Below are 25,723 nucleotides of genomic sequence, written 5' to 3' on the forward strand. Positions count from 1 at the left end.
CCTCATTCCACTAATTGAATTTTATATTTGGGACAAGTACCCTGTCCCCTTGTCCCTTCCCCTTGTCCCTTCTCCCCTTGTCCCTCCCTTGTCCCTTATATCAGTTTGTGGGCATACCATTTTTGGCCGTTGAATCGTTTAGTGAAAATGATACCCCGAACTGCCCATTCGACAATCATCGCTACCCAGACACCGATAATTCCAAATCCTAACGTAATGCCCAGTACATATCCAATCACGACACGGACGATCCACATCGACAACAACGACGCAACAGAGATAAAGGTTGAATCCCCTGCCGCTCTTAATGCAGACGGCATAAGGAAACTATGTGACCATAACAGTGGCTGAGCAATTGCTGAGATCATTACTAAAATAAAGATTGTTGGGACAATTTCATCTGGCGCTCGGAATAAATTCATCATTAATGGGAAGAAAGGTAAAACAATGATTGCAGTCAAAACAAACAAGATGGATGATAGCTTCATAAACGACTTCGTGAATTTCCGGGCATCCTCACTATTTTTTTGACCAATGCTTTGCCCTACCACCGTGACAATCGTGACGCCTAATGAATTTGGACCAATCTGCAGCACCATTGCAATTGCATTGACAATCGCATAGGACGTTAGTGCAAGCGTCCCTAGCTCGACGATGAACGTTTGCGTTAACAATTTTCCTCCGTTAAAAAAAATCTGTTCGGCGGCAAATGGCAAGCCAATAAACATAACCTTTTTTATGATGGAAAAATCAAGACGAAGAGCATCTTTCACTTTTAGACGAATAGTTTCATTTATTTTTATCATATAGAATAGTGATGCGGCCATGCCAAGCAGCCTTGCTAATAGGGTAGCAATTACGAGGCCTGTCACACCAAGATGAAAAACAGTAATAAATAAGACGTTTAAGATTGTGTTTGTTAAATTCATAATTAGTGACAGGTTCAAGCATGGCTTCGTTTCCCCTATCCCGCGCAATGCTCCAGAAACAGCCTGGAATACCCCGATAAATGGATACGATATACTGCTCCCAATCAAGTAAACCCGGGCAAGCTCTAATACTTCTGGGTCTGCTTCGCCAAACAATACTGTTAATAAAGGTTTATGAAAAATAATGACGAGAATGGCTAATAGCACTGAAATAAGTGTTGTGGCTGAGATTGCCTGTGTCGCTGTTTTCGAGACCATTACTTTATTTCCGCTCCCTTTGTACTGGGCAATAATGACTGTCCCACCAGTGGAAACAGCAATAAATACAAAAATCAAAAATATATTTAACGAATCTACCATACTTACTGCACTAACAGAAGCAACTCCAGCCGAACTAATCATTGCGGTATTAAAAAAGCTCATGAAAATTAAAAAGGCTTGGTCGACAAACACAGGAATAAAAATCGAAATCATTTGTTTCACATGCATCGTTTTGCCTGTAAAATGTTGATCCAGCCAATTCCCGATACGCTCTTTTGTTCTTACTAATCGATTTACCATTAGGCAACTCTTCTTTTTATTTAATTTTTAAGAAAATGAATACATGTTATTATAGCACTTATGTATCGAATGAGATGAAAAAATTAAGTGTCAATCGCGCCATTTACATTAAACCTATAGCACTCAGTACTAGTTTCGAGTAAAATAAGACACATCGGCAAATTAAAGGATTCTCTGTACAACTTAGAGGGCTTTTGAAACTGCGGCTTACCATTCAAAAAGGATGTTTATTACATATGGGAATACTGTTGTTATTACTCAGCACATTAATGTGGAGCTTTGTCGGAATCCTTGTTAAGGCAACTTCATTTTCTATTGACAGCTACACAATTACTTTTTTACGGTTTGCAATCGGTGTCATTTTCTTACTTTTATTTTTATTTTTAAGTGGACGGAAACTAAATATATCCTGGAAGTCAAAATGGATCTGGTTCGGGGCACTCGGAAAAATAGTAAACTATTTATTTGAAAACTACGGGGTATCGGTTGGGTATGCGTATGAACAAATTTTGGTTTCACCGTTTTTAACGATTTTTATGCTTCTACTTTCTATTTTTTACTTTAAAGAAAGGGCAACTTTATGGGCATGGATATCGGCTACCCTTTGTATATTAGGTGTCATAATAATTAGCTGGAATGGAATGCCTATAAGCCAGTTACTCGAATTCGATTTATTTTTAACATTAGTGTTTGCCTTGTCTGCATTCGGTGCTAGCTTTCATTTCATGGCGCAAAAAGTGTTAATTGATAAAATGGGCGCCATCGATATGAATTTATCTATCTTTTTATGGTGTAGTCTGTTGACGACACTCCCCCTTCCTACTCAATTTACTTACAGTGGGGAAATGTCTGGCGTAACAGTCATTGCCATTACAGGGTTAGGCTTAATAACAGGTATAAGTTTCATTATCTATTCGAAAGCATTACAGCGTGTTTCTTTTTTGGTAGCAGGCATTCTAGTAAACACTAGTGTCCTGTTCACACTACTTTGGTCCTGGTTATTTTACAACGAACCCATCACCTTGTATGTCATCTTAGGCTCAGTTTTATTCTTAATAGGGATGAGCCTTCTAAGCATCCCACAACCAAGAAGAGCAAAGTATAAAAGCACTGCTTAAAAGATTTATTGGCATCAAAACATGTAAATTCAATAAACCAGATGGACGTGTACATAAGTCCATCTGGTTTAGCCTAAAGCTTGATTAACACGTTGGATAAAGGCTTGTTTTACCATTTCATGCTCTCCTAAACAGTGACTGAGCAGCAATTGGGCGCTGTTATCTTGATTGTATTGTTCTACTTTTTTAATCATCGATTGAAATAGCAAACCATCAAATAACAGGTAAGGTGCGACGATCACCTTTTTCTTCTGTTCGGTTCCGAGCTGGTCAAGCTTTTCCGTAAAGGCCGGTTTGCAAGCAGCCAGATAGGCGACATCCACTGGTTTGTCCACTTTTTCACTTAACATGGTCGCAATAGCTTCAATATCCTGTTGAACAGATAACATGTGGCTACCTCTACCAACTAATAAGATGGATTCGTATTTGGCAATATCAGCTGCTGTAGCATGGATTCGCTCGACCAAAACGTGAACTAATCGCTCTTGCACTCCTAGCGGGGCACCGTAACGAAAAACTATTTCCGGATATTGTTGTGTGACTTTGGCCAATTCTTCTGGTATATCATGCTTATCATGCCCTGCACTGAGTAGTAAAATAGGTACTACTGCAATTGCTGTTGCGCCTCGGTCAACCAATCTTTTTACCCCTTCTTCAATGGAAGGAGCACATATTTCTAAAAAACAGATTTCTTGTAGCTGCGCATCGATTGAATGTTGAATAGATGTTAAAAAATCGATTGCTTCCTCTTCCCCCGCTTTCAGCCGAGTACCATGGCTGACATATAATACACCCTGCATCCTTTCACCCCCAAACTAAAGTTCACTGGAAACCAAGTCGGCACTTAATTCGTCAAACCATTGGATATGCTCACGTAGCTTAACAACCTCACCAATGATAATCATGGATGGATTACTAACCTCATCTAACTGGTCTGTAATCGTCGCCAACGTCCCTGTGATCGTTTTTTGCTGTTTAGTCGTTCCCCAATGAATGATTGCAACTGGAGTCTCTTGGTCCATGCCATGCTCAACTAGCCGGTCCCGCATATCGGGAAATCGTTTAACCCCCATATAGATACAAAGCGTCTCAACCGTCCGGACCAGACTTCTCCAATAGTCACTCGTATCTTTTTCCGGATTGTATCCGGCGATAAAGGCAACAGACGAGCTTACATTTCGATGGGTTAATGGAATACCTGCATAGGTGGGTGCAGCAGAGCCAGAAGTAATACCTGGGACAATTTCAAACGGTATCCCTTGTTCACGTAAGACAAAGGCTTCTTCTCCACCACGCCCAAAAATAAGCGGATCTCCACCTTTGAGACGGGTAACTACTTTATCTTGATTAGCAAATTGGCAGAGCATTGCGTTAATTTCCTCCTGGATGAGTGCGTGTCTACCTGGTTGTTTTCCACAATAAATTAACTCAGCATCTTGCTTGGCATAGCCTAACAGTTCTCCATTTACTAACCTGTCAAAAAGAATGACATCGGCCTCTTTAATAGCCCGTAATCCTTTGATTGTAAGTAACTCAGGATCACCCGGTCCTGCTCCTACTAAATAAACCTTACCCATCGTAAATTCCTCCTGTTCACTTTACCATAGCTGAATCATGAAAATGGTTGAGACCATCACGATTAAACTTAATGGTAATCCAACTTTAACATAATCGGTGAACTTATATCCACCTGGACCATAGACAATTAAGTTTGTTTGATAACCAATTGGTGACAAGAAGCTTGCCGATGCACCAATTGTAATTAAAATTAAAAAGCTCATTGGGTCTTCACCAAGCCTAGTAGCAGCTTCTACCGCAATCGGAAACATTAACACAGCAGCAGCACTGTTTGTAATTATTTCGGTAAAAATTACAGTCAATAGATAGAGAAATAATAAAACACCAATCGTCCCAAATGGGCGTGATAGATAAATTAACTGATTAGCAAGCAAGTCAGCCGCTCCGGTTTTAAACAATGCCTGCCCGACCCCAAACGCACTAGCAATTAGTAACAGCACATTAATTTGGACATGCTGCTTTGCTTCTTGAGCAGTAATGATTTTACAAGCTAAATAAACCATAACGGAAATACTCATCGCTTTTAACATCGATAACACATCAAAGCTGACAAGAGCAATCATTACAAGTAATGTCCCAATCGCAATCCATGATTTAGTTTTATCTAACTTATTTAATAGTGGATGGTCATGGATTGATGTGACAACGTAAAAATCATTCGATTGCTGGGAACGTTCATGAAAGTCAGTTCCTGCTAACAATAACAAAGTGTCTCCAGGTTTTAAAATAATATCACCAATTTTACTATCGATTCGTTCATTGTGGCGGTGGACGGCGACAATTCCTGAATCATACTTGGCCCGGAACTGGGTATCTTTGATTTTTTGATATAAAAGCGATGATTGATGAGAGACTACGACCTCAATAAGCTTACCAGTCCCATTTCTAAGCTTTTCTAGTGTGACATTTGTTCCTGTTTTTATCGTTAACCCTTTTTTATTTTGTAATTCAGCAATTTTAGAAAGATTTCCGGTAAAAATAAGGCGGTCGTGCGCATGAATTTTCGTTGTTTTCTTCACCGGGTAAATCCGCTCGCCATTTCGGATAATCGCAATAAGGAAGACGCCCTCTAGACGCCTTAGACCTGCCTCTTCGATTGATTTATTAACAAATGGATTATCCAAATACGGATAGTTGTCTTCAACAATTATTTCTGTTAAGTATTCCTTACCATTGTCATCCAATAGGGCATTTGCTTTGTAATCCGGTAACAACTTATAGCCAATAGTGACTAAATAAATGATACCAAGAATACTAGCTGGTAAACTATATTTAGCTAAAGTAAATAGTGAGTAGCCTTCCATACCCCTTTCAATCATTAATCCATGGATAACTAGATTCGTTGACGTTCCCATCAGCGTAACAATACCACCTAAGATTGATGCATACGAAAGTGGAATTAAAAACTTCGAAGGGGATACCTTGTTTTCTCGGCACCATTTCCTGACAATTGGGGTAAGCGTTACAACGATTGGTGTATTATTTAAAAAGGCAGATACACCAGTTATTGGAAGTAATAGCTTAAATAATGAATGTCTTTCTGATTTGTTTGTAGCAAGTAAAAAAGAAATCGACCTCTCAACAAATCCACTTTTTTGAATCGCTCCTGCCACAATGAATAACAAACCAACGACAATTGTACCTTCATTGGAAAAACCTGCAAATGTTTCTGTTGGTGTTAAAATCCCTACAACAAAGAAACTAATTAGTGCAACAAAGACGATGATATATGGCCGTGCGATCTCTGTTATTAATCCAATAATCATACAAATGACTACAAGAAACGAGAATGCGATCTCCCACGTCATCGCTTTCACCCCCTCCCCGAACCACTCGGATCAATAGACACTTAATCCTATCCGTTAACTTGGTATTAACCCCCAAAAAAATCAACTTAATAGACGTTGACAAAGTCTCGTACGTAACCATTTTCTTTCAAATAGGCAACAATCGTATCCACGGATTCCTCTAGCGTTAATTTATCTGTTTCGATGGTAATTTCTGGACTAGCAGGTTCTTCATACGGCGCATCAATCCCGGTAAATCCTTTAATTTCTCCAGCACGGGCTTTTTTATAAAGGCCCTTAGGGTCCCGCTGTTCACATACGTCAATACTTGCTTTCACGTAAACTTCAATAAATTCATTTTGATCAAGAATGGCACGGACGTTGTCACGATCCTCGCGGTACGGCGAAATAAATGCTGTTAACGTAATTAATCCTGCATCGACCATTAATTTTGATACTTCACCAATACGACGAATATTTTCGGTGCGATCCTCTGGGCTAAAGCCTAAGTTGTTGTTTAAACCGTGACGAATGTTATCTCCATCTAAGCGATAAGTGTGGATTCCTAGCTCATACAATTTTTTCTCTAATTCAACCGAAATCGTTGATTTACCAGAACCAGACAGACCTGTAAACCATAACACGACGCTTTTGTGCTTATTTAATGCTTGTCGTTGATCCTTTGTTACCTCTGAATCATGCCAAGTAATATTTGTCGCTTTACTCATATTTATAATTCCTCCTTTTAAAATTGGACATGAGAGTCTCCCCTCATGTCATATTATGCTTCTTGTTCTTGCATTCCTCTAATTAATACTTCTGCAACTTCTGGGCGAGAGAACTGTTTCGGTGGTTTTTCACCGTTACGTAACATTTCACGAACTTTCGTACCACTCAAATGAACGTGGTACTCCTTGTCATGCGGGCACGTTTTTGCTGTTCCCATGTTTTCACATTTGGTACAGAAGAAAGCATGTTCGAATTTAAAGATTTGAATACCTAACTCATCTTCAAATTGACTAATGAATTCTTGCGCTTCGTATGTCCCGTAATAATCACCAACACCAGCATGATCACGACCGACAATAAAGTGTGTACAACCATAATTTTTCCGAACGATAGCATGTAAGATTGCTTCCTTCGGTCCTGCATAACGCATTGCCGCAGGATAAATAACTAATGCAGTCCGGTCTTCTGGATAATAGTTTTTAAGAATTACCTGATAACTTTCCATTCGAACAACTGCAGAGATATCATCAGACTTTGTTTCACCGACTAATGGATTTAAAAGTAGTCCATCAACTGCTTCAAGCGCACTTTTTTGAATATATTCATGGGCACGGTGAACAGGGTTACGGGTCTGGAAACCAACAATCGTGTTCCACCCGAAGTCATTAAACATTTGACGCGTTTCACTTGGATCTTTATAAAAAGCAGTGAAATCCCCGTGGTCTGGACGATTCAATAAAGTAATTGGACCCGCTAAATAAACATCGCCACGTTCGTAAAGTTTTTTCACACCTGGGTGTGCTTCATCAAGCGTACCGTACACTTTCTTAGCTTCTAGTTCCTTATCATAAGTGTATTTTTCCTCTAATTGAAGGGTTCCGTAAATGACACCATCTTCCCCTTTTAAAGCAATCTCATCACCTATCGACAACTGTTCTGCTTTTTCAGTTGTCACTGCTAATGTGATTGGAATACTCCAGACTGTTCCATCTGCAAGTCTAGTACGACTCACGACTGACTCATAATCCTCTTCACCTAAGAAACCTGTTAAGGGACTAAATCCACCAATACCAATTAATTCTATATCGGACACAGTCCAAGCCGAGATCGTTAATGTTGGAAGTGATGCAGCCTTTGTAAGCGCCTCTTCCCGTTTTTCCCCGCGTAATTCACGATTGATTAATGTTCCTCCGTGTGCTTCGATTGCCATATTTATTAACCCCCTGTTTGTTTCGTTACAGAGTTCTGAATCTGCATCGATTCTTTCACTCATTTATGCTTTTGTTGACTCTTTATGAAATTCTCGGCCATCTTCCACTTTATCTACGTAACCTGCGCGAATGACAAAGTCACCAAAATGTTCGTTCTCTTCTCGTTCTTTCGCATAGCGTAAAAGAATTGGGCGTAATTCTGCCAATATCTCGTCTTCGCCAATATTTTCACGATACATTTTGTTTAAACGGTCACCTGTGAAGCTTGCACCTAAATACATGTTGTACTTTCCTGGCGCTTTTCCAATAAACGCAATTTCAGCTAAAGCTGGACGAGCGCATCCATTCGGACATCCTGTCATTCGAATCGTGATTTCTTGTTCACGCAAACCTGCTTCGTCTAAAATCTCATCCATTTTATCAATCAATGATGGTAAATAACGCTCAGATTCAGCCATCGCTAATCCACATGTTGGAAAGGCTACACATGCCATTGAATTTCTACGTAATGCAGAATTTTCTTTTCCATCCGTTAACCCATATTCATCAACAAGCTTCTGAATTTTCGGCTTCATGTAGCTTGTAACATTGGCAATAATTAAATTTTGATTTGGAGTCATGCGGAAATCACCAGTATGAATGTTCGCAATTTCCCGCAAAGCTGTTTTTAACTTGTACGTTTCTGTATCAACTACCCGGCCATTTTGAATAAATAACGTCAGATGCCACTTACCATTGTGACCCTTCACCCAACCATAGCGATCGCCATTACTCTCAAAATAGAAGTCACGCGCTTCTTCTAACTCATAGCCTAACCGATTATTTAGCTCGTTTAGTACCCATTCTTTGCCTAGACGGTCAACTGTGTATTTAAAACGTGCATTTTTCCGATTGGAACGGTTTCCGTAATCACGTTGTATTGTTAAAATTTTCTCAGCAACATCGACCATTTTGTCTTTCGGGCAGAAGCCAATCAGCTTCCCAACCTGTGGATACGTGTCTGTTTCCCCGTGAGTGCTTCCCATTCCACCACCAACAACAACGTTAAAGCCAACTAATTCCTCATTCTCTATTATTGCAATGAAGCCAATATCTTGCGAATAAACATCAATATCGTTAGATGGTGGAACCGCTACACCAATCTTAAACTTCCGTGGTAAATATAGATCACCGTAAATTGGTTCAATCACCTCTTGACTGTCAACTACCTTTTCTTCATCAAGCCAAATTTCATGATATGCCCTTGTGCTTGGAAGAAGATGGTCACTAATTTGCTTAGCGTATTCACTAACCTCAGCGTGCACATTGGATTGTGAAGGATTCACGTTACACATCACATTTCTGTTAACATCGCCACAAGCAGCAATCGTATCTAACAGCACTTGATCCATTGCTTGGATTGTTTTTTTCATGTTCCACTTCAAGATACCATGCAATTGGAATGTCTGACGTGTCGTTAACTTCATTGTACTGTTCCCATATGTTTCACTTAATTCATCCATCGTTAACCATTGTGCAGGTGTCGCTACTCCAGCAGGTAAGCGAACGCGAATCATAAATTGATAAGCAGGTTCTAATTTCTGTTTTCTCCGCTCATTACGCAAATCACGGTCATCTTGCATATAACTTCCGTGGAATTTTAAAATTTTCGTTTGATCGTCCGGTATCGAGGCAGTTATCGGATCTTGAAAACTTTCTTCTAGCGTCCCACGAAGGTAATTACTTTCTTCCTTCAGTTTCTCGGCAGCATCGGGCGGGCCTGCTTCATATGGAAATCTCTTCTTCGACATATTAAAAAACTCCCTTTCTATCGAACTATCGATCTTAGTCTTAATACACATCACGTTGATAACGTTTTGCTTTTCGCATATCCGTGATCAATGCTTCTGCTTCTTCTCTTGTTTTATTTCCTTCTTGTTCAATAATCGTTAGCAGTGTTTCATGAACATCTTTAGCCATATGTTTCTCATCGCCACAAACGTACACGTAAGCACCTTTTTCTAACCATTGATATAGCTCTTTACTCTTCTCAAGCATCCGGTGTTGCACATAAATCTTTTTCTCGGTATCCCGTGAAAAAGCAACATCCATTTTCGTAAGCACACCATCTTGCAACCACTTTTGCCACTCGGTTTGATACAGGAAGTCTGTTGTGAAGTGCTGGTCACCAAAGAACAGCCATGATTCACCTTGGGCTTCTAATTCCTCACGCTCTTCTAAGAAGGAGCGGTATGGCGCAACACCTGTACCAGCACCAATCATAATGACTGGTGTTTCAGGGTTTTCCGGAGGGCGGAAGCTATCATTCTTTTGAACATAGACTAATAGATACTCACCAACCTTAGTTCTTTCAGCTATTTGTCCGGAGCAAACACCAATTCGTTCCCGACCATGTGCTAGATAGCGAACAGTGCCAACGGTTAAGTGTACTTCGTCAGGGTTTGCCTTTAAACTACTTGCAATCGAATAAAGTCTTGATGGCAACTTACGCAAAATTTGAATAAAGTCTTGTGCCGTTACCTTCCAAGGTCCAAAATCACGAACCAAATCTAACAAGTCGCGCCCTTCTAAGTAGGCATTGATTTCATCTCGGTCACTAGCTATTAACGCTCGTAATTTCTCATCAGTCGTTAAACCAGCAGCCTTCTCTAATAACGGCTTCGTTAATGTCGTAATTTCAAAGTGAGAGGTTAATGCTTCGCGCAACGAAAGCAAGTCACCTTCTTTATTAATTGGTACTGATTCATCCGGATTCCAACCCATTTCCTCAATTAATTCACGTACTAGATCTGGATTGTTTTCTGGAATAATACCAAGACTATCCCCCGGCTCAAAACTTAAATTCGATCCTTCTAAATCTAATTCTAGATGAATTGTTTCCTTGTTCGAACCACGACCATTAAGATTAATAGCCTCTAAGATTTCTGCTTTAAACGGGTTTTTCTTAGAGTACTTTGGTTGGTCAGTGAAGACTTCTGCTTGTTTAAGGGTTGCCTCACGACTCGCAGGTCCACTTTTTGATTCATTTAGTTTGCTTAATACACCCTTAAACCATTCTTGCGCTGGCTCTTCAAAATCGAGGTCACAATCCATTCTTGGATACAATCGTTCTGCACCTAACTCTTCTAAACGTTGATCAAAATCGATTCCAGTCTGACAGAAGAATTCATAGGAACTGTCACCTAATGCTAATACAGAATATCGTACACCCTCGAGTTTTGGTGCTCGTTTGCTGTGTAAAAATTCGTGAAAAGAAATCGCATTGTCCGGTGGGTCACCATCACCATCTGTGCTTGTAATAATTAATAAATCTTGAACATTTTTTATTGACTTTGGTTTAAAGTCATCCATTACCGAAACAGAAACTTTAAAATTGTCAATTTTTAGTTTTTCAAAATATTCCTCGGCAAGTGCTTGGGAGTTCCCTGTATCTGTACCATATAAAATGGTAATCTCTCTCGTTTCCACCTGTGCTTCTTGTTTACTTTCAGACTCTTGCTCCAATGCATCTTGAAGCGAGTTGTCCGGTGTAATGATTTGTTGTCCATCAGTCAATTGAACAGGAATAGATAGAAAACCACTTAACCAAATCTTTTGGTTCTCTGTTAATGTTGGTAACAATTGGTTAAGAAGCTCCACTTGTTCTTGACTAAAAGGACTATTCTTCACTTGTAATTGCAAAGACAACACCCCCATACAAAGAATTTTCGTTGTTTTATCAAAACTATATCACTAAATTGATTAAAAACCAATAATATCAAGTGAAATACTCGGAATTAATCCCAAAAAATAAATCCCTTAATTGGTAGGATACACCTTATCGGCTATTACTTGGTGTGTGCAAGCCACATTCGGTTTTATTCAGTCCTTGCCAGCGACCATTACGACTGTCCCCGCCATCCGCTACCGGGGAAGTACACGGAATACAACCAATGCTCGGATAATTCCGGTCGTGTAAGTCATTGTAGTCCAACTCATTTTGCTTAATATAATCCCATACATCGTCCCATGTCCAGTGAATAAGTGGACATACCTTGACAGACTCGAATCGTTCATCTTTATTGACGAAATTGGTCTTGCTTCTAGTTGGTGATTGCTCTCTGCGTAAACCTGAAATCCAAGCTGTCGCACCACTTAACGCATCCTCGAGTGGTTTGATTTTTCTTATATAACAGCATTGATTAGCATCACGTTTCCAAAGTGCCGAGCCAAGCTGGTTAGCCTGTTCTTCAACCGACAGCTCTGGCTGTTTCATTTCGATTTGAAGTTTTGGATATCTTATTTTTACCTTTTCGATTAATTCATACGTCTCTGGAAAATGTAGTCCAGTATCTAAGAAGACAATCGACGCATCTTCTTTTGCCTGTGCAATTAAATCGATCAAAACAATTCCTTCTGCACCGAAGCTACAAGCATAGACAATATCGTCGCCGTACGTTTGGTATGCCCAATCGATTACGTGTGCAGCTCCTTTGGTCGTATCCGTTGGGTTCCACCCAGAGAACGGATCACCAGTGAAGTTGCTGTATTGAAGTATATTAGTATTCATAATTTCCTCCTTACATATAAAAGCCTTACGTTATAAAATCTAAGCAATCCGGATAGAAGGTATCTACCCGGAAAATCTATATTACTACTATTATAGCTTATAAAATTTCATTTGCCACATCAACAATATATTTTAATTTCTGCCATTGCTCTTCTTCCGTTAATTTATTGCCGTGATGCGTGGATGCAAAGCCACATTGTGGGCTGATGCATATTTGTTCAAGCGGTACATATTTACTAGCTTCTTCTACCCGGGCTTTGATTGCTTCTTTATCTTCTAATTCACCGAACTTGGAAGTAAAGACACCAAGCACGACTTTCGGTCCACCAAGAGGAATATGGTTCAGTGGCTTAAATCCACCAGATCGTTCATCATCATATTCTAAGAAAAATCCGTCTACTTTTTCTTTGGCGAATAATGTAGGTGCGATTAAGTCGTAGCTTCCTTCAAAAGCCCAATTAGAACGGTAATTTCCACGGCAAAGGTGTGTTGTTACAACTAAATCTTCCGGCTTACCTTCTAACACTCCATTAATGACGCGAAGAGCAAGGTCAATTAATTTATCCCTTGAATACTTTCCGTCATTAAACGGGATATCAGGAGATGAAAGACCTGCAATATAAACATCGTCAAACTGCAAATATCTGACACCCGCATTATAAAAAGCTTGCAGCGCATCACGATACGTTTGAATGACATCCTTTGCGAATTCCTCAATATCAGGGTAAATTGATTCGTCACGAATACCTTTATTAAACAATTGATTCGGACTAGGAATCGTTAGTTTTGGGACTGCCCGGCCACCAACGATTTCCTTGAATTCCTCGAAATCTTTTAGTTGTGGATGGTTTGGGTTAAACGACACTTTTCCGTTTACTCGAACATCGTACCGCTCCGTCTCTTCACCTTTAAACTGGAAACCTTGTTCCGGAACGTATCCTTCCACACCGTTTAAATGCTCTAAGAAATCAGTATGCCAAAACTTACGTCTAAATTCCCCATCCGTCACTGCCTCTAATCCAATCTCCACTTGCTTGTCAACAATTCGTTTGATTTCTTCTGTTTCGATTTCATGTAATTCGGTTGCACTAATCGTACCATCAGCAAATTGTTTTCGTGCAAGATGAATTCTTTCTGGACGAAGCAAGCTTCCTACGTGATCTGCTTTGAATGGTGCTTTTGTTATTGTTACTGACATTATTGGTCTCCCACTTTCGTTTGTTAGTTTATTTTCATCAAGTTTTCGGATGCATTTATTGTAATATCTCGTATTATCTAATCACTTTTACTTGTTTACTAGCTTCAATAAGTGCTTGCTCGATATCAGCAATTAAGTCATCGACATGCTCAAGGCCAACTGATAACCTTAGTAATCCATCAGTAATTCCGCGTTTTTCCCTTTCTTCTTTTGGCATTGCTGCATGTGACATTTTGGCAGGATACGACAAAATTGATTCGACAGCACCAAGGCTTACCGCAAATACTGGTATCTTCATGTGCTCAACAAATGTCTTCGTTACGTCTACATTAGGTAACGTAAAGGATAATACAGCTCCATCTCCACTCGTTTGCCTTACGTGGATCGGATGGCCTTTATGGTTAGTTAACCCAGGGTAGAAAACTTCTTCAACGAGCGACTGCGATTGCAAGAAGTTAGCAATCTTGTATGCTGATTCTGTTGATTGTTTTAACCTTGCTCCAAGCGTTTTTATTCCTTGAATTAACGTATAGGAATCATGAGCACCGAGAATCGAACCAAATGTATTCTGGATAAAGGCTAATTGGTCTCCTAACTGTTTGTCCTTCGTAACTGCTAACCCTGCAATAATATCACTATGACCGGATAAAAATTTCGTGGCACTATGTAACACGACATCTACACCGAGCTCAATTGGCTTTTGATATAAAGGTGTCATGAACGTGTTATCCAAAAAGGTTAAACAGTCATTCGCCTTCGCAATTTTCACAACGCCCTCAATATCGGTAATATCTAAGCGAGGATTGGAAGGTGTTTCGATATAGATTACCTTGGTGTTCGCTTCAACCGCTTGTGCAACAGCATCAAGATCTGTCATATCAACAAACGTGTAACTAATATTAAACTTATTTAAAATCGATGTAATAAAGCGATAAGTCCCACCGTATACGTCTTCTGATACGATGACATGATCTCCAGCCGAAACGAGCATAAACGCAGAAGTGATGGCAGACATTCCAGATGAAAAGGCAAAACCATCCGTACCACCTTCTAATTCTGCAATAGTTTTTTCAAGCGCTTGTCTCGTTGGATTCCCAGAGCGACTATAATCATATGCACCATATTCATCAAAGTTATCTTGATGAAATGTTGATGACAAGTAGATTGGAACATTAACAGCACCGGTTTGGTTATCAGGACTTGCTTTTGTTGCTGTATGAATTAACTTCGTCTCGATTTGGTTGTTAGTTGTACTCATTCCGCTGCCTCTCTTCCAAGTTTCTCAAATGCTTGCTTTAGATCTGCAAGTAAATCTTCCTCGTGTTCAATCCCAACAGAAAACCGTAATAGGCGATTGCAAATTCCGCGTTTGGTTCGCTCCTCTTCCGGAATGTCTGCATGGGTCTGTGTTGCCGGGTAGGTAATAAAGCTTTCGACTCCCCCTAAACTTTCGGCAAATGTAATCAACTTTAAATGTTGTAAAAAGTCATTTACCCAGCCACCTTCTTGTAGTCGAAACGAGAGCATTCCACCTCTACCGGGATAGAGCACATCGGTAACTTTCGGCTCATCGTTTAAGTAGGTAACGATTGCTTCGGCATTTTCCTGGTGCTTTCGTAATCGTAGTGGTAATGTTTTTAACCCTCGAATCAATAACCAAGCGTCTAGTGGTGATAAGACTGCGCCCGATGCATTGTGCAAGGTCGCTAGTCGATTACAAAGTTCTTTCCCCTTCGCAACGACTAAACCTGCTAATACATCATTGTGTCCACCAATATATTTCGTTGCACTGTGAATGACAATATCCGCACCTAGTTGGACAGGTTGCTGAAAGTAGGGTGTTAAAAACGTGTTATCAACGATTAGTAATAAGTTATGTTTTTTGGCGACTTGAGCAACCTGTTCAATGTCAATTTCCTGCATTAAAGGATTTGTTGGAGTTTCTATTAAAATAGCTTTCGTATGTGCAGTAATCGCACGTTCTGTTTCAGCAATTGTGTTCATCGAAGTGTACATTGGCTTTATTTGATACTGTTCGCTGTAATAGGCAAGTAACCGGTACGTACCACCGTACACATCTTCAGCAACGACAATTTCATCACCTGAACGAAATAAGGATAAAACTAACTGAATAGCAGCCATTCCTGAGCTGCAAGCAAATCCAGCATCCCCATTCTCAAGATTTGCAATCCCGTCCTCTAGTACTGCACGTGTTGGATTTTTCGTTCGGGTATAGTCATAACCTGTCGACTGACCCAACCCTTCATGTTGATAGGCTGTTGATAAGTAAATCGGGGTACTAACAGCACCAGTTACTCGGTCACTATGATTCCCAAGTTGAGCCAGTCTTGTTTCTAACCTATGTTCTGTCAAGTTGCTCACCCTTCCCTGAATTTATAAAAATCAAAAGCGGAGGCGCAGAATGGACATGGCTGGCAAATTGTTATCCACATCCAGCAGCTTTTATCATAGACAAAAAAGGCCATCTAAGAAGATGGCCTTTAACAGTTTAGTCCAAGCGCTCTTCTTATCTTTTAGGTTTTAGTAAACCTATTGGAATTAGCACCATGCCTAACATCGGCTGGTTGCTGAGACTTCACAGGGCCAAATCCCTCCATCTCTCATGATAAGAAATAAATATAGTAATATTTATTCATTATATTATTTAGTTTTAGTAGTTCTTTTATAACCTGTGATTAGTGTAATGTAATTTGGCATTTATTACAAGTATTTTTTTTAATATTTTTTAATTTTAGTATTAGTCAAGTTAATTTAGATAGGGGGAGAACTGTCAAGCACCCCTATCATTTAGATGATTCTTGTTGTAACAACACCTTCGATTTGACTTATTTTTCGTTCTAAGTTAGGGATAATATCTCCATTGACGTCATTTTCAATATCAATCATCGTATAAGCATACTCACCACGGCTCCTGTTTACCATGTCAGCAATGTTCAAATCAAAACTTGAGATAGCTGATGACATTTGACCAACCATGTTTGGAACGTTTTGATGAAAAGTAGCAACACGTTTTTTCCCGGTATAAGGAAGGCTCGCATTGGGGAAGTTGACCGAGTTCTTGATATTGCCTGTTTCTAAATAATCTTTGATTTGGCGAGCAGCCATTACAGCACAATTATCCTCCGATTCCTTTGTAGAAGCACCAAGGTGTGGAATCGGAATTACATTTTTCATTTTTAACACATTCGCATTCGGAAAGTCTGTTATATACCGAGCAACAGTCCCCTCTTCAAGCGCTTGAGACATGTCTTTTTCATTGACAAGCTCACCACGTGAAAAATTCAAAATTTGGACCCCTTGTTTCATTAGACTGAATGAACCTGAATTAAACATTCCTTTCGTGTCATCTGTTAATGGGACGTGAACAGTAATGTAATCGGAATGTTGAAACAATTCATCAATCGTAGCCGCACGCTTAACATTGCGTGATAAATTCCAGGCAGTATCAACGGAAATAAACGGGTCGAATCCAATCACGTCCATACCAAGGTTTAGCGCGTCATTGGCAACTAGTGCACCAATTGCTCCTAATCCAATTACACCAAGTGTTTTACCTTTTGCTTCTGTACCAACGAACTGTTTTTTACCTGCTTCGACAAGTTTGGAAAGATCTTCAGTTTCGTTATCCAAAGCTTTTGCCCACGCTACTCCATCAAATAGATTACGGGAAGATGCCATGATAGTGGTCAGAACTAATTCCTTTACAGCATTTGCATTTGCACCAGGGGTATTGAAGACAACAATTCCTTGCTCGGTGCACTTTTCTACCGGGATATTGTTAACACCTGCACCAGCTCGCGCAATTGCTTTTAACTCGTCACCAAAGGTTAAGTCATGCATGTGAAAACTACGGACGACGATAGCATCTGGGTTTTCACTATTGTTATCAATTTGATAGTTATCATCAAAAACTTTTAGACCATTTTCTGAAATATTGTTTAACGTTTTGATCATTTGCTTTTTATCTAACGTGATTGTACTCATAATTATTCCCCCTAATTCTTTTATCATTTAGATGCACCCTGCGATAGACAGCTCTCGGATAAGAAAAGTGCCTGGAGCTAGACTGCTCTCGGAGCTTTTTATACTTTCTTAGCCTTTAACAAAAAGAGGCAAGGGTATCTCCCTTACCTCTGCCCAGGCGAACGGCTACGACACTATGTGCTCCCCCGCGGTTATCCGCGTTTCGCCAGTTACACATAGTATTGTCTCTAATTTTTTTGAATAAGGTAATCTTAGGACAAGTTATGTCCCCTGTCAATGAATCTATCATTAATATAGCAAAAGCTCGTTTTAAAATCAAGCGGAAACTGAATATTTATCCTGAATAATCATTTAATGTTCGTGTTTTTTAGTTATTCTTCGTCTGCTAGTGGTAATGTTATCTTGAAGGTCGTGCCTTCTCCTTTTATACTAGTAACGTTAATTTCACCTTTCAAACTATCAATAATCTTAAAACAAACCATCATCCCTAATCCGGTTCCATTTTCTTTAGTAGTAAAGTAGGGAGTTCCTAGGCTATTAACGTCTTCTTCATCCATTCCTTTTCCATTATCGATAATTGTAACTTGTAAATATTTCCCGACTTGTTGGGTGCTGACAATAACCTGTCCGCTTCCATCAATCGATTCGACTGCATTTTTTATCATATTTAAAAAAACTTGAGTTAATTCATTGCGATTGGCACGGACGATAAAGTTTCCATTCGTTTGATTTATAATTTCCACTCCACTAATCTGGGCATGGTACTTGGTTACATCTATAACATTTTCAATTACTTCCACACAATTTAACCGCTCGAAATCTTTTTCGTTCGTTTTCGCTAACGATAAATAGTCGTAAATAATCTTTTGGGCTCTATTCAACTCTGAATCAATTAATTGTAACGAGCTATGTTGTTTCTCGGTTAAATTCTTATCACCCTTTAGAATTTGAGTAAAACCCATCACAATCGTCAAAGGGTTTTTTATTTCGTGGGCAACAGATGCTGCCATCTCACCAATTAGTTTTACCCTTTCAGCTTGCTGAATTTGAACCCTGTTTCTTTCCTTCTCCATTAAAGTCTCGACAATATAGACGACTAACACAATCGTAAGGAGGTTTGAGACGAAGAAATAGGTGATAAACATTGGTATTTCAGTATAACTAACCTTTCTGATAAAACTAAGCAATCCGATAACGATTAAAGAAACGGAAAAAAGCGTTAGGAGAACACTTATTTTTAACTTTTCACGCAATTCCACCCGTTCATATTTTTTGATAAACAAGCTTACTATTACCGCCGACAACGAAAAAGCAATTATTGTTATCAGGAAGCCTTCATCGATCCCAATCCTCGCCCGGTAAATGAAAATGACGAGTGTAGCAAATAACCCCATCTTCCGTCCACCATACAAAAACGCAATAAGCCATGGAATAGTTCTCATGTCGTAAACATGCCCTGTAGCAAGGTTAAACGGATAGGACATTGATATAATGATAGCAATTGCACAAAGGAAACCAATGATGTAGTAGTTAACTTTGGTAGGATATTTTTTGTAAAAAAAAGAAAAGTAGATAAAAACTGGTATTAATATTACTAACAGTGCAAACAAGTAATTTTCAAAGTTAAACATAGTGTGTCGCTCCATCATATCTGACGTTACCCAAAATTATAGCATAAAGGAAGATAGGTTAATTAGTAGCCAAGCCCAAAAAACGAGCCGAAAGTCATTGCCCTAATTCAGAAGTACCAAAATTTACTAGTCTATCAAGTTAATAAGAAAAGCTCTTGATTTTTTTACTCTTATTTTTTGAAAAAAGTTAATTCTACTTACCTGCGAGCGGTAAAACAATTGAGAAGGTTGTCCCCACCCCCTGTTTACTTCTAACATTCAGCTCCCCTTTTAAACTATTAATTATTTTATAACAAACCATCATTCCTAAACCAGTTCCGTGCTCCTTTGTCGAATGATAAGGAATACCAAGGAGACTAACTTCTTTTTCACTCATTCCTTTTCCGTTATCGATTATATTAATCTCAATATATCTTCCTAGTATTCTAAAATTAATCGTTATTTCGCCATCTTTTTCAATTGCTTCGATGCCATTTTTGACTATATTTAAAAAAACTTGGGTCAACTCACTTCGGTTAGCTTTCACGCAATAGTTGCCATGTGTTTCATTTTTAAGAACAACACTAAATAACTGTGCATGATACTTTGTAACCTCAACAACGTTGTTGACAACCTCCATTATATTTAACTTTTCTACTTCTACTGGCTTTGATTTCGCAAATGACAAGTAATCGTAGATAATTGTTTCAGCACGTTTTAACTCAGAATCAATTAACTCTAATGAGCTCAACTGACGTGCTGTCAAATTTTTATCACCCTTTAAAATTTGTGTAAAACCCATCACAACGGTTAACGGATTTTTAATTTCATGGGCTACCGATGCTGCCATTTCGCCAATTAATTTAACTCTTTCCGATTGTTGGAGTTGAACCTTATTCCTTTCCTTTTCTAGTAATGTCTCAATTATGTAAATAACTAGTAATGTCGTGAACAAATTAGCAACCACAAAGTAGGAAAGAGAAGAGGTTAGCTGGTTTAAGTTGGATTTGTCTATCACAAGTACAATCCCGACTATAACTAATAGGTTATTTACGACAGTGAATAATGCAGAAAGGGCAAGTCTTTGATAGAAGCTACTTGCTCGATATTTACCGATTACAAATGTAATACCTATACTTGCTATGAGAGTAACAAATAAAGCAACGAGTAATCCAGCATCGAATCCTATAGTGGCCCGTAAAAGGACTATTAAAACTGCGATAAACGCACCGACCCAGTTACTACCATAAAGGAAAGCAATTAGCCACGGAATATGGCGCAAGTCGAAAATGATACCAGATGGTAATCTGGAAGAAAAAGACATAGTTAAAATAACTGACAAAGCACAAAGCAATCCTAACATTAGAAGATTGGTTTTTGATTGATTATTTTTAAAAATATATGTAAAAAAAATAAAGATTGGAACTAAGATAATTAATAATTCAAATAGGTAATTTTCGAAGGTAAGCATTGTCTCAATCTCCCGTGAAGTAACATAAACCGATATTTTATGCACATTATATCACAAGAAATTATCCAATTTACCCCTATTTATTGAAATTTTTAGAAAAGCGCAGGGACAGGTGCTTGTCCTTCATCTTTTGGACGAACAACGGTCCCTGTCCCTTTTGTTATGGTTGTACGTTATCTCGTTGTGCTTCAATATTAATGAGTGCCCGCTCGATTCGATGCTGTGTTTCTTCGACACGCATTTGAGCTTCTGTCAATGGTTCCGTTGAAGTTCCACTACCATTAATTGCCTTACCTCGTGCTGCTTGAATGTCATGTTGCGTTTCGCGTAATTTTTGTTGCAACTGTTGGATTTCTTCTGTGTTTGCATGATTAACAGCTGCTTGAGCAGACTGTTCTAGTTGCTGCGACAATTCAAAGAGTTGCTTGATCTCTTGGTCATTTTGAATAGGCATGAAAATTCCTCCCAATAAAGTTTACCTGCATATCTTCTGCAAAATACACCCAGCCTATTCAATAAGTAGCGGTGGCTTAAGTTGTAACTTGGGTGTGAAAACACGGTATCAGTGTGAAGATTACGAAGGATTTGGACTTTCGGGCGAATTCATAAAAGTAAAAAAAGACAGTTCCTACACCGATTAGGCTGCAAAAACTGTCCTTATAGATTACATCGCAATCCGATAAATTCGTTCGACCGCGTCTGCGCAGAGCTTGACGAAGTTACCTAATTGGCCTTTTTCAACTGCTTTTTTCGCCATGTCAGAAAAATGTTCATCGTCAATTTCGGCATCTCGAAGGGTCGTTGGCATACCAATTGATTTAAAAAATTCTTCTAATTTCTTAATCCCTGCTAATGCAGTTTTTTCTGGATTATTCAGGTCAATTTCAACATCCCAAACACGGTTGGCAAATTGAACGAAACGATTAATATCATGCTTGTAAACATATTTCATCCAAGCCGGGAAAATAATTGCAAGGCCTGCGCCGTGAGTAATGTCATAAATACCACTTAGTTCATGTTCGATATCATGACTCGCCCAATCACCAGTTCTTCCTGTATTTAGCAAATCATTATGTGCAATTGTTCCTGACCACATAATTTCTGCCCTCGTATCATAATTAGTTGGATCTTCTAAAACGGTATGGGCATTATTAATAATAGTTCGAAGTGTAGCTTCACATAGACGATCTGTTAACTCTACGTGTTTATCGTTTGTAAAATAGCGTTCTAAAATGTGAGCCATCATATCTGTGATTCCAGCTGCTGTTTGATAAGGTGGTAATGAGTAGGTTAGTACTGGATTCATAATGGCAAATTGCGGCCTTAATTTAATATCACCGAATGCACGCTTGTACCAGCCGTCTTCATTGGTCACAACAGTTCCGGCACTTGATTCACTACCCGCAGCAGGTATCGTCAAGACAACACCAATTGGTAAGCAGTCCTCTACTACTGCTTTTCCTGTAAAAAAGTCCCAGGCATCACCTTCATATTTTACTCCAGCTGCAATTGCCTTCGCTGAGTCAATCACACTACCGCCACCAACCGCAAGGATGAAATCGATATCATTTTCTTTGCAAAGATTAACACCTTCACGAACAAGACTGATTCTCGGATTTGGCTTTACCCCACCAAGTTCAAAAATTTCAATTCCTTCTGCTTTTAGAGAATCAATAACCGTGTCATATAAGCCACTTTCTTTGATGCTTCCACCACCATAATGTAGCAGAAGCTTATTGCCATAACTAACTGATTCTTGACCAACTGTTTGTTCTGTATCTTTGCCAAAAATTATTTTCGTCTTATTATCAAACACAAAATTTTGCATATACGTTTCCCCTCCTTTCTTAATAATAGTACGTTGACCCATTTAAAACAACTCTTTTGAAAGCGATTGCGTTTTGGGGTTTCACTTTCCATTTGGTTACCATTTTCACATTTTGTCGATGATTCGCTCCTTCATTGACAATTACTCACACTACGCTGTATCCACCTTTGTGACATAAAAGAACAAACTTTGGGCAAACGTCCTCTGTTATTTAAATTTTGTAGTATGATAAAAGCGAGTTATTTTATTTTTGGGAGAGGTGGGAGACAGATGGAATTATCTAGTATTTTTAGTAATGGTATGGTCCTTCAACGGAATCAAAAGCTTACGATATCAGGGCAAGCGAGCCCTTCTCAAATGGTGCATCTATCTTTTCTTAATAACAATTTCGAGACTATCGCAAATAGCAATGGAGAATGGTACATAGAATTAAAAGAACAAGCTGCTGGTGGACCTTATCAAATGGAAATAACAACAGATGCGGAAAAAATTGTGCTTCAAGACATCTTAGTTGGCGATATCTGGTTGCTCGGTGGCCAATCAAACATGCAACTTCCTTTGGAGCGGACCCGTGATTTGTTTGATGAGGAACTAAATCAGATAAACAACACGTTCATCCGCCAGTTTTCGGTTCCTCAAGTGTATAATTTTCACCAGCCAGCGGAAAAAGTTGAGGGTGGAAACTGGGTGAAGGCAACCCAAGAGAGCCTATCAAGCATTAGTGCAGTCGGATACTTTTTCGCAAAAAAGATTTATGATAAGTATGGAGTACCAATAGGCTTAATCCAAACAGCTGTCGGCGGAACACCAATCGAGGCATGGATGAGCGAGGCATCATTACGTAAACTTGGCGGATATGATGCAACGATTGATCAATGTAAAGATGATTCCTTTATTGAGGAAACAAAGCTTCGTGACGAAAAAAGGCAAGCAGACTGGTATAAACGATTGGATGCTAAGGATATCGGAAAAAAAGAAAAGTGGCATGAGGAAATTTTCAATCCAGCTGATTGGAGTCAGTTGGAAATACCTGACTCGTTTAAAGGTACTAAACTTGAACAGTTACGAGGGGCTGTCTGGTTTACGAAAAATTTTCATATCCCGACCGGTATGAACGATGAAGAGGTGCTTCTTAAGCTCGGTACGATTGTTGATGCAGATGAAACATTTATTAATGGTACCTTAATAGGTAGTACTGCCTATCGTTATCCACCTAGACGATATATGATTCCAAAAGGCTTATTGAAACCCGGCAGAAACACGATAACTGTCCGCGTGATTAGCACGCAATCAACCATTGAATTTATTAAAAACATGCCTTATAAGCTGATATGGGAAAATCTAGAGATTGCCCTAGATGGTGTTTGGCATTACAAAATCGGAGCCGAAATGGAAGCGCTAACTGGATCAACATTCTTCATCTATAAGCCTGCTGGAATGTATAACGGAATGATTGCACCGCTAGCTAACTACTGTATAAAAGGTGTGCTGTGGTACCAGGGAGAATCAAACGCACATGAACCTAACGGATATCGTAAACTTTTCGAAGAATTGGTTAACGATTGGCGTGATACATTTAATCTTTTTGACCTTCCATTTCTTTTTACACAGCTTCCGAATTTTGACACTGGCGTGACAAACCCGGACCAAAGTAACTGGGCAAAACTACGGGAAGAACAACGCCTCTCGCTTTCGATTCCTAATACCGCAATGGCTGTAACAATCGACGCTGGTGAGCATAATGATTTACATCCGCAAGACAAAAAGACAGTTGGTCAAAGACTTGCATTAGCTGCTTTAACTAAAGTCTACGGAGAAGATTTGATTTTCAGTGGACCAATCTACCGCGAAAAACAACTATTTAAAGATGCTATTTACCTTACATTTGATCATGTCGGAAGTGGCTTGGTAGCGCAAGATGGTGAACTCAGATCATTTATGATTTGTGGAAGAAGCAACCAATTCGTACCTGCAACAGCGATTATTGACGGAGACAAAGTAATTGTAAAAAATGACCAAGTCAAAGAGCCTATTCACGTACGCTATGGGTGGTCAGACAATCCGGACGATGCAAACCTGTACAATAAAGAAGGGTTACCGGCATCACCCTTCACAACTGAAACTAGCTGGGACTAATTCATGGTTTTTCATTTTCCACGGGCCCGAGCTAATGAACGGCCCCTAGCAGTTACTTAAAAGCTTAAGGCGAATCTTCATTAGCTATCTCTGATTTAATTTTAATAATGCAAGTGTGAAAAAAGCCAATCTGACAATCGGTTGGCTTTTTTGCAGCGAAAACACTTGGCTAGAGTGGTATAAAAATGGAGATAAATAGAAATAAATGTGTTGAACTAAGATAAATGGAGGAAAAAGATTTGGAAATTGGAGAACTTATCGGAAGAATTGCACTTACTTTCTTCGCTTTATTTACATTAGCCAGAATAATGGGACGAAAAGAAATTAGTCAAATTACTTTTTTTAACTTTGTATCGGCTATTGCTATCGGTTCTGTCGCTGCGAATCTTGTTGTTAATGCAAATTTAAGTATTCGAAATGGTATAATTGCACTCATTGGCTGGAGCCTATTTACCTTAATAATGGATGTGATTGACATCAAGTCAAAATTAGCTCGAAAAATAACAACTGGTGACCCTGTTGTTGTAATTAAAGAAGGGAAAATAGTCGAAAACTCCTTACGCAAAAGTCGTTTAGACATCGATTCTTTAAGTGCCATGTTACGCCAGCAAAATGTATTCTCGATGGCTGACGTTGATTATGCGATCTTTGAAACGAACGGTAAGCTGTCTGTGATGAAAAAGGAAAATAAACAAACCGTAACGAAAAGTGATATGAATTTATTGCCAAATCATGACAAAAAGTTCCCAATTGCTACACAAGTAATCAGTGACGGGATTCTTCTTACCAAAAATTTATCTAAACTAAATATTTCGGATGATTGGGTATATAGCAAATTAAGGGAAGCAAAGATTGATTCTGTTGAAAATGTGTTTTATGCCGAGGTTCAGCAAGATGGATCTCTTTTTATTGATAAGAAACAAGAAAAACGATAAGTTAAGAAAAGTGCAAGTCGCGCCTTGCCCACCTCCATTTACGAGCAGATTTGAGTAGACATAGGACAACCACTGGTT

At 39.1% G+C, this 25,723-nt stretch carries 20 protein-coding genes and 2 riboswitches; of the genes, 3 read left to right on the top strand and 17 right to left on the bottom strand.

Annotated features, from left to right (window positions below):
• Positions 1-95: 95 nt before the first annotated feature.
• On the bottom strand, positions 96-1,490 hold the full coding sequence (locus NC799_RS11900; RefSeq protein WP_272446666.1) for an MATE family efflux transporter: 1,395 nt from the start codon (positions 1,488-1,490) through the stop codon (positions 96-98).
• 236 nt (positions 1,491-1,726) lie between these two features.
• Here NC799_RS11900 and NC799_RS11905 point away from each other — a divergent pair, with 236 nt between their 5' ends.
• Complete coding sequence (locus tag NC799_RS11905; RefSeq protein ID WP_272446667.1) at positions 1,727-2,608, top strand: DMT family transporter; 882 nt, start codon at positions 1,727-1,729, stop codon at positions 2,606-2,608.
• 68 nt (positions 2,609-2,676) lie between these two features.
• On the opposite strand, the gene NC799_RS11910 is transcribed toward NC799_RS11905, so the two are convergent.
• The 16 genes from NC799_RS11910 to NC799_RS11985 all read right to left on the bottom strand — a co-directional run bounded on the left by NC799_RS11910 (position 2,677) and on the right by NC799_RS11985 (position 22,616).
• Positions 2,677-3,408 (bottom strand): sirohydrochlorin chelatase, encoded by a 732-nt coding sequence (locus NC799_RS11910; RefSeq protein WP_272446668.1) that lies wholly within the window; start codon positions 3,406-3,408, stop codon positions 2,677-2,679.
• 15 nt (positions 3,409-3,423) lie between these two features.
• Positions 3,424-4,185 (bottom strand): uroporphyrinogen-III C-methyltransferase, encoded by a 762-nt coding sequence (gene cobA, locus NC799_RS11915; RefSeq protein ID WP_272446669.1) that lies wholly within the window; start codon positions 4,183-4,185, stop codon positions 3,424-3,426.
• Between the two features lie 21 nt (positions 4,186-4,206).
• Positions 4,207-5,994, bottom strand: a complete 1,788-nt coding sequence (locus NC799_RS11920) for an SLC13 family permease (RefSeq protein WP_272446670.1) — start codon at positions 5,992-5,994, stop codon at positions 4,207-4,209.
• An 86-nt stretch (positions 5,995-6,080) separates the two neighbouring features.
• A complete protein-coding gene (cysC, locus tag NC799_RS11925; protein WP_272446671.1) occupies positions 6,081-6,701 on the bottom strand; it encodes an adenylyl-sulfate kinase in 621 nt (206 codons plus the stop codon).
• Positions 6,702-6,754: 53 nt separating this feature from the next.
• Positions 6,755-7,912, bottom strand: a complete 1,158-nt coding sequence (sat, locus tag NC799_RS11930) for a sulfate adenylyltransferase (protein ID WP_272446672.1) — start codon at positions 7,910-7,912, stop codon at positions 6,755-6,757.
• Positions 7,913-7,975: 63 nt separating this feature from the next.
• Positions 7,976-9,703, bottom strand: coding sequence for an assimilatory sulfite reductase (NADPH) hemoprotein subunit (cysI, locus tag NC799_RS11935; protein WP_272446673.1), 1,728 nt, complete (start codon positions 9,701-9,703; stop codon positions 7,976-7,978).
• Between the two features lie 40 nt (positions 9,704-9,743).
• Positions 9,744-11,594, bottom strand: coding sequence for an assimilatory sulfite reductase (NADPH) flavoprotein subunit (locus tag NC799_RS11940; RefSeq protein WP_272446674.1), 1,851 nt, complete (start codon positions 11,592-11,594; stop codon positions 9,744-9,746).
• 136 nt (positions 11,595-11,730) lie between these two features.
• Positions 11,731-12,462: a phosphoadenylyl-sulfate reductase gene (locus NC799_RS11945; RefSeq protein WP_272446675.1), complete on the bottom strand. Its 732-nt coding sequence runs from the start codon at positions 12,460-12,462 to the stop codon at positions 11,731-11,733.
• A gap of 97 nt (positions 12,463-12,559) precedes the next feature.
• The gene (locus tag NC799_RS11950; protein WP_272446676.1) at positions 12,560-13,660 is read right to left on the bottom strand and encodes a 5-methyltetrahydropteroyltriglutamate--homocysteine S-methyltransferase; all 1,101 of its coding nucleotides are present in this window, start codon (positions 13,658-13,660) and stop codon (positions 12,560-12,562) included.
• Between the two features lie 73 nt (positions 13,661-13,733).
• On the bottom strand, positions 13,734-14,918 hold the full coding sequence (gene metC / locus NC799_RS11955; protein WP_272446677.1) for a cystathionine beta-lyase: 1,185 nt from the start codon (positions 14,916-14,918) through the stop codon (positions 13,734-13,736).
• The gene (locus NC799_RS11960; protein WP_272446678.1) at positions 14,915-16,033 is read right to left on the bottom strand and encodes a methionine biosynthesis PLP-dependent protein; all 1,119 of its coding nucleotides are present in this window, start codon (positions 16,031-16,033) and stop codon (positions 14,915-14,917) included. The genes metC and NC799_RS11960 overlap by 4 nt, the downstream gene beginning before the upstream one ends.
• Positions 16,034-16,184: 151 nt before the next feature.
• Positions 16,185-16,293, bottom strand: a riboswitch (SAM riboswitch).
• 175 nt (positions 16,294-16,468) lie between these two features.
• Entirely contained in the window at positions 16,469-17,665 is a 1,197-nt protein-coding gene (locus tag NC799_RS11965; RefSeq protein WP_272446679.1) for a phosphoglycerate dehydrogenase, read from the bottom strand.
• Between the two features lie 144 nt (positions 17,666-17,809).
• Positions 17,810-17,888, bottom strand: a riboswitch (ZMP/ZTP riboswitch).
• A gap of 148 nt (positions 17,889-18,036) precedes the next feature.
• Positions 18,037-19,296, bottom strand: coding sequence for an ATP-binding protein (locus NC799_RS11970; RefSeq protein ID WP_272446680.1), 1,260 nt, complete (start codon positions 19,294-19,296; stop codon positions 18,037-18,039).
• Between the two features lie 193 nt (positions 19,297-19,489).
• Entirely contained in the window at positions 19,490-20,746 is a 1,257-nt protein-coding gene (locus NC799_RS11975) for a sensor histidine kinase (protein WP_272446681.1), read from the bottom strand.
• 160 nt (positions 20,747-20,906) lie between these two features.
• A complete protein-coding gene (locus NC799_RS11980) occupies positions 20,907-21,200 on the bottom strand; it encodes a hypothetical protein (RefSeq protein WP_272446682.1) in 294 nt (97 codons plus the stop codon).
• A gap of 210 nt (positions 21,201-21,410) precedes the next feature.
• Positions 21,411-22,616: an iron-containing alcohol dehydrogenase gene (locus tag NC799_RS11985; RefSeq protein WP_272446683.1), complete on the bottom strand. Its 1,206-nt coding sequence runs from the start codon at positions 22,614-22,616 to the stop codon at positions 21,411-21,413.
• Between the two features lie 228 nt (positions 22,617-22,844).
• On the opposite strand from NC799_RS11985, the gene NC799_RS11990 reads away from it, so the two are divergent.
• Both NC799_RS11990 and NC799_RS11995 read left to right on the top strand, forming a co-directional pair.
• Entirely contained in the window at positions 22,845-24,710 is a 1,866-nt protein-coding gene (locus NC799_RS11990) for a sialate O-acetylesterase (RefSeq protein ID WP_272446684.1), read from the top strand.
• Between the two features lie 239 nt (positions 24,711-24,949).
• Positions 24,950-25,645, top strand: coding sequence for a YetF domain-containing protein (locus tag NC799_RS11995; protein ID WP_272446685.1), 696 nt, complete (start codon positions 24,950-24,952; stop codon positions 25,643-25,645).
• Positions 25,646-25,723: the final 78 nt, after the last annotated feature.

Source organism: Aquibacillus salsiterrae (genome assembly GCF_028416595.1).
GTDB classification, from domain to species: domain Bacteria; phylum Bacillota; class Bacilli; order Bacillales; family Amphibacillaceae; genus Aquibacillus_A; species Aquibacillus_A salsiterrae.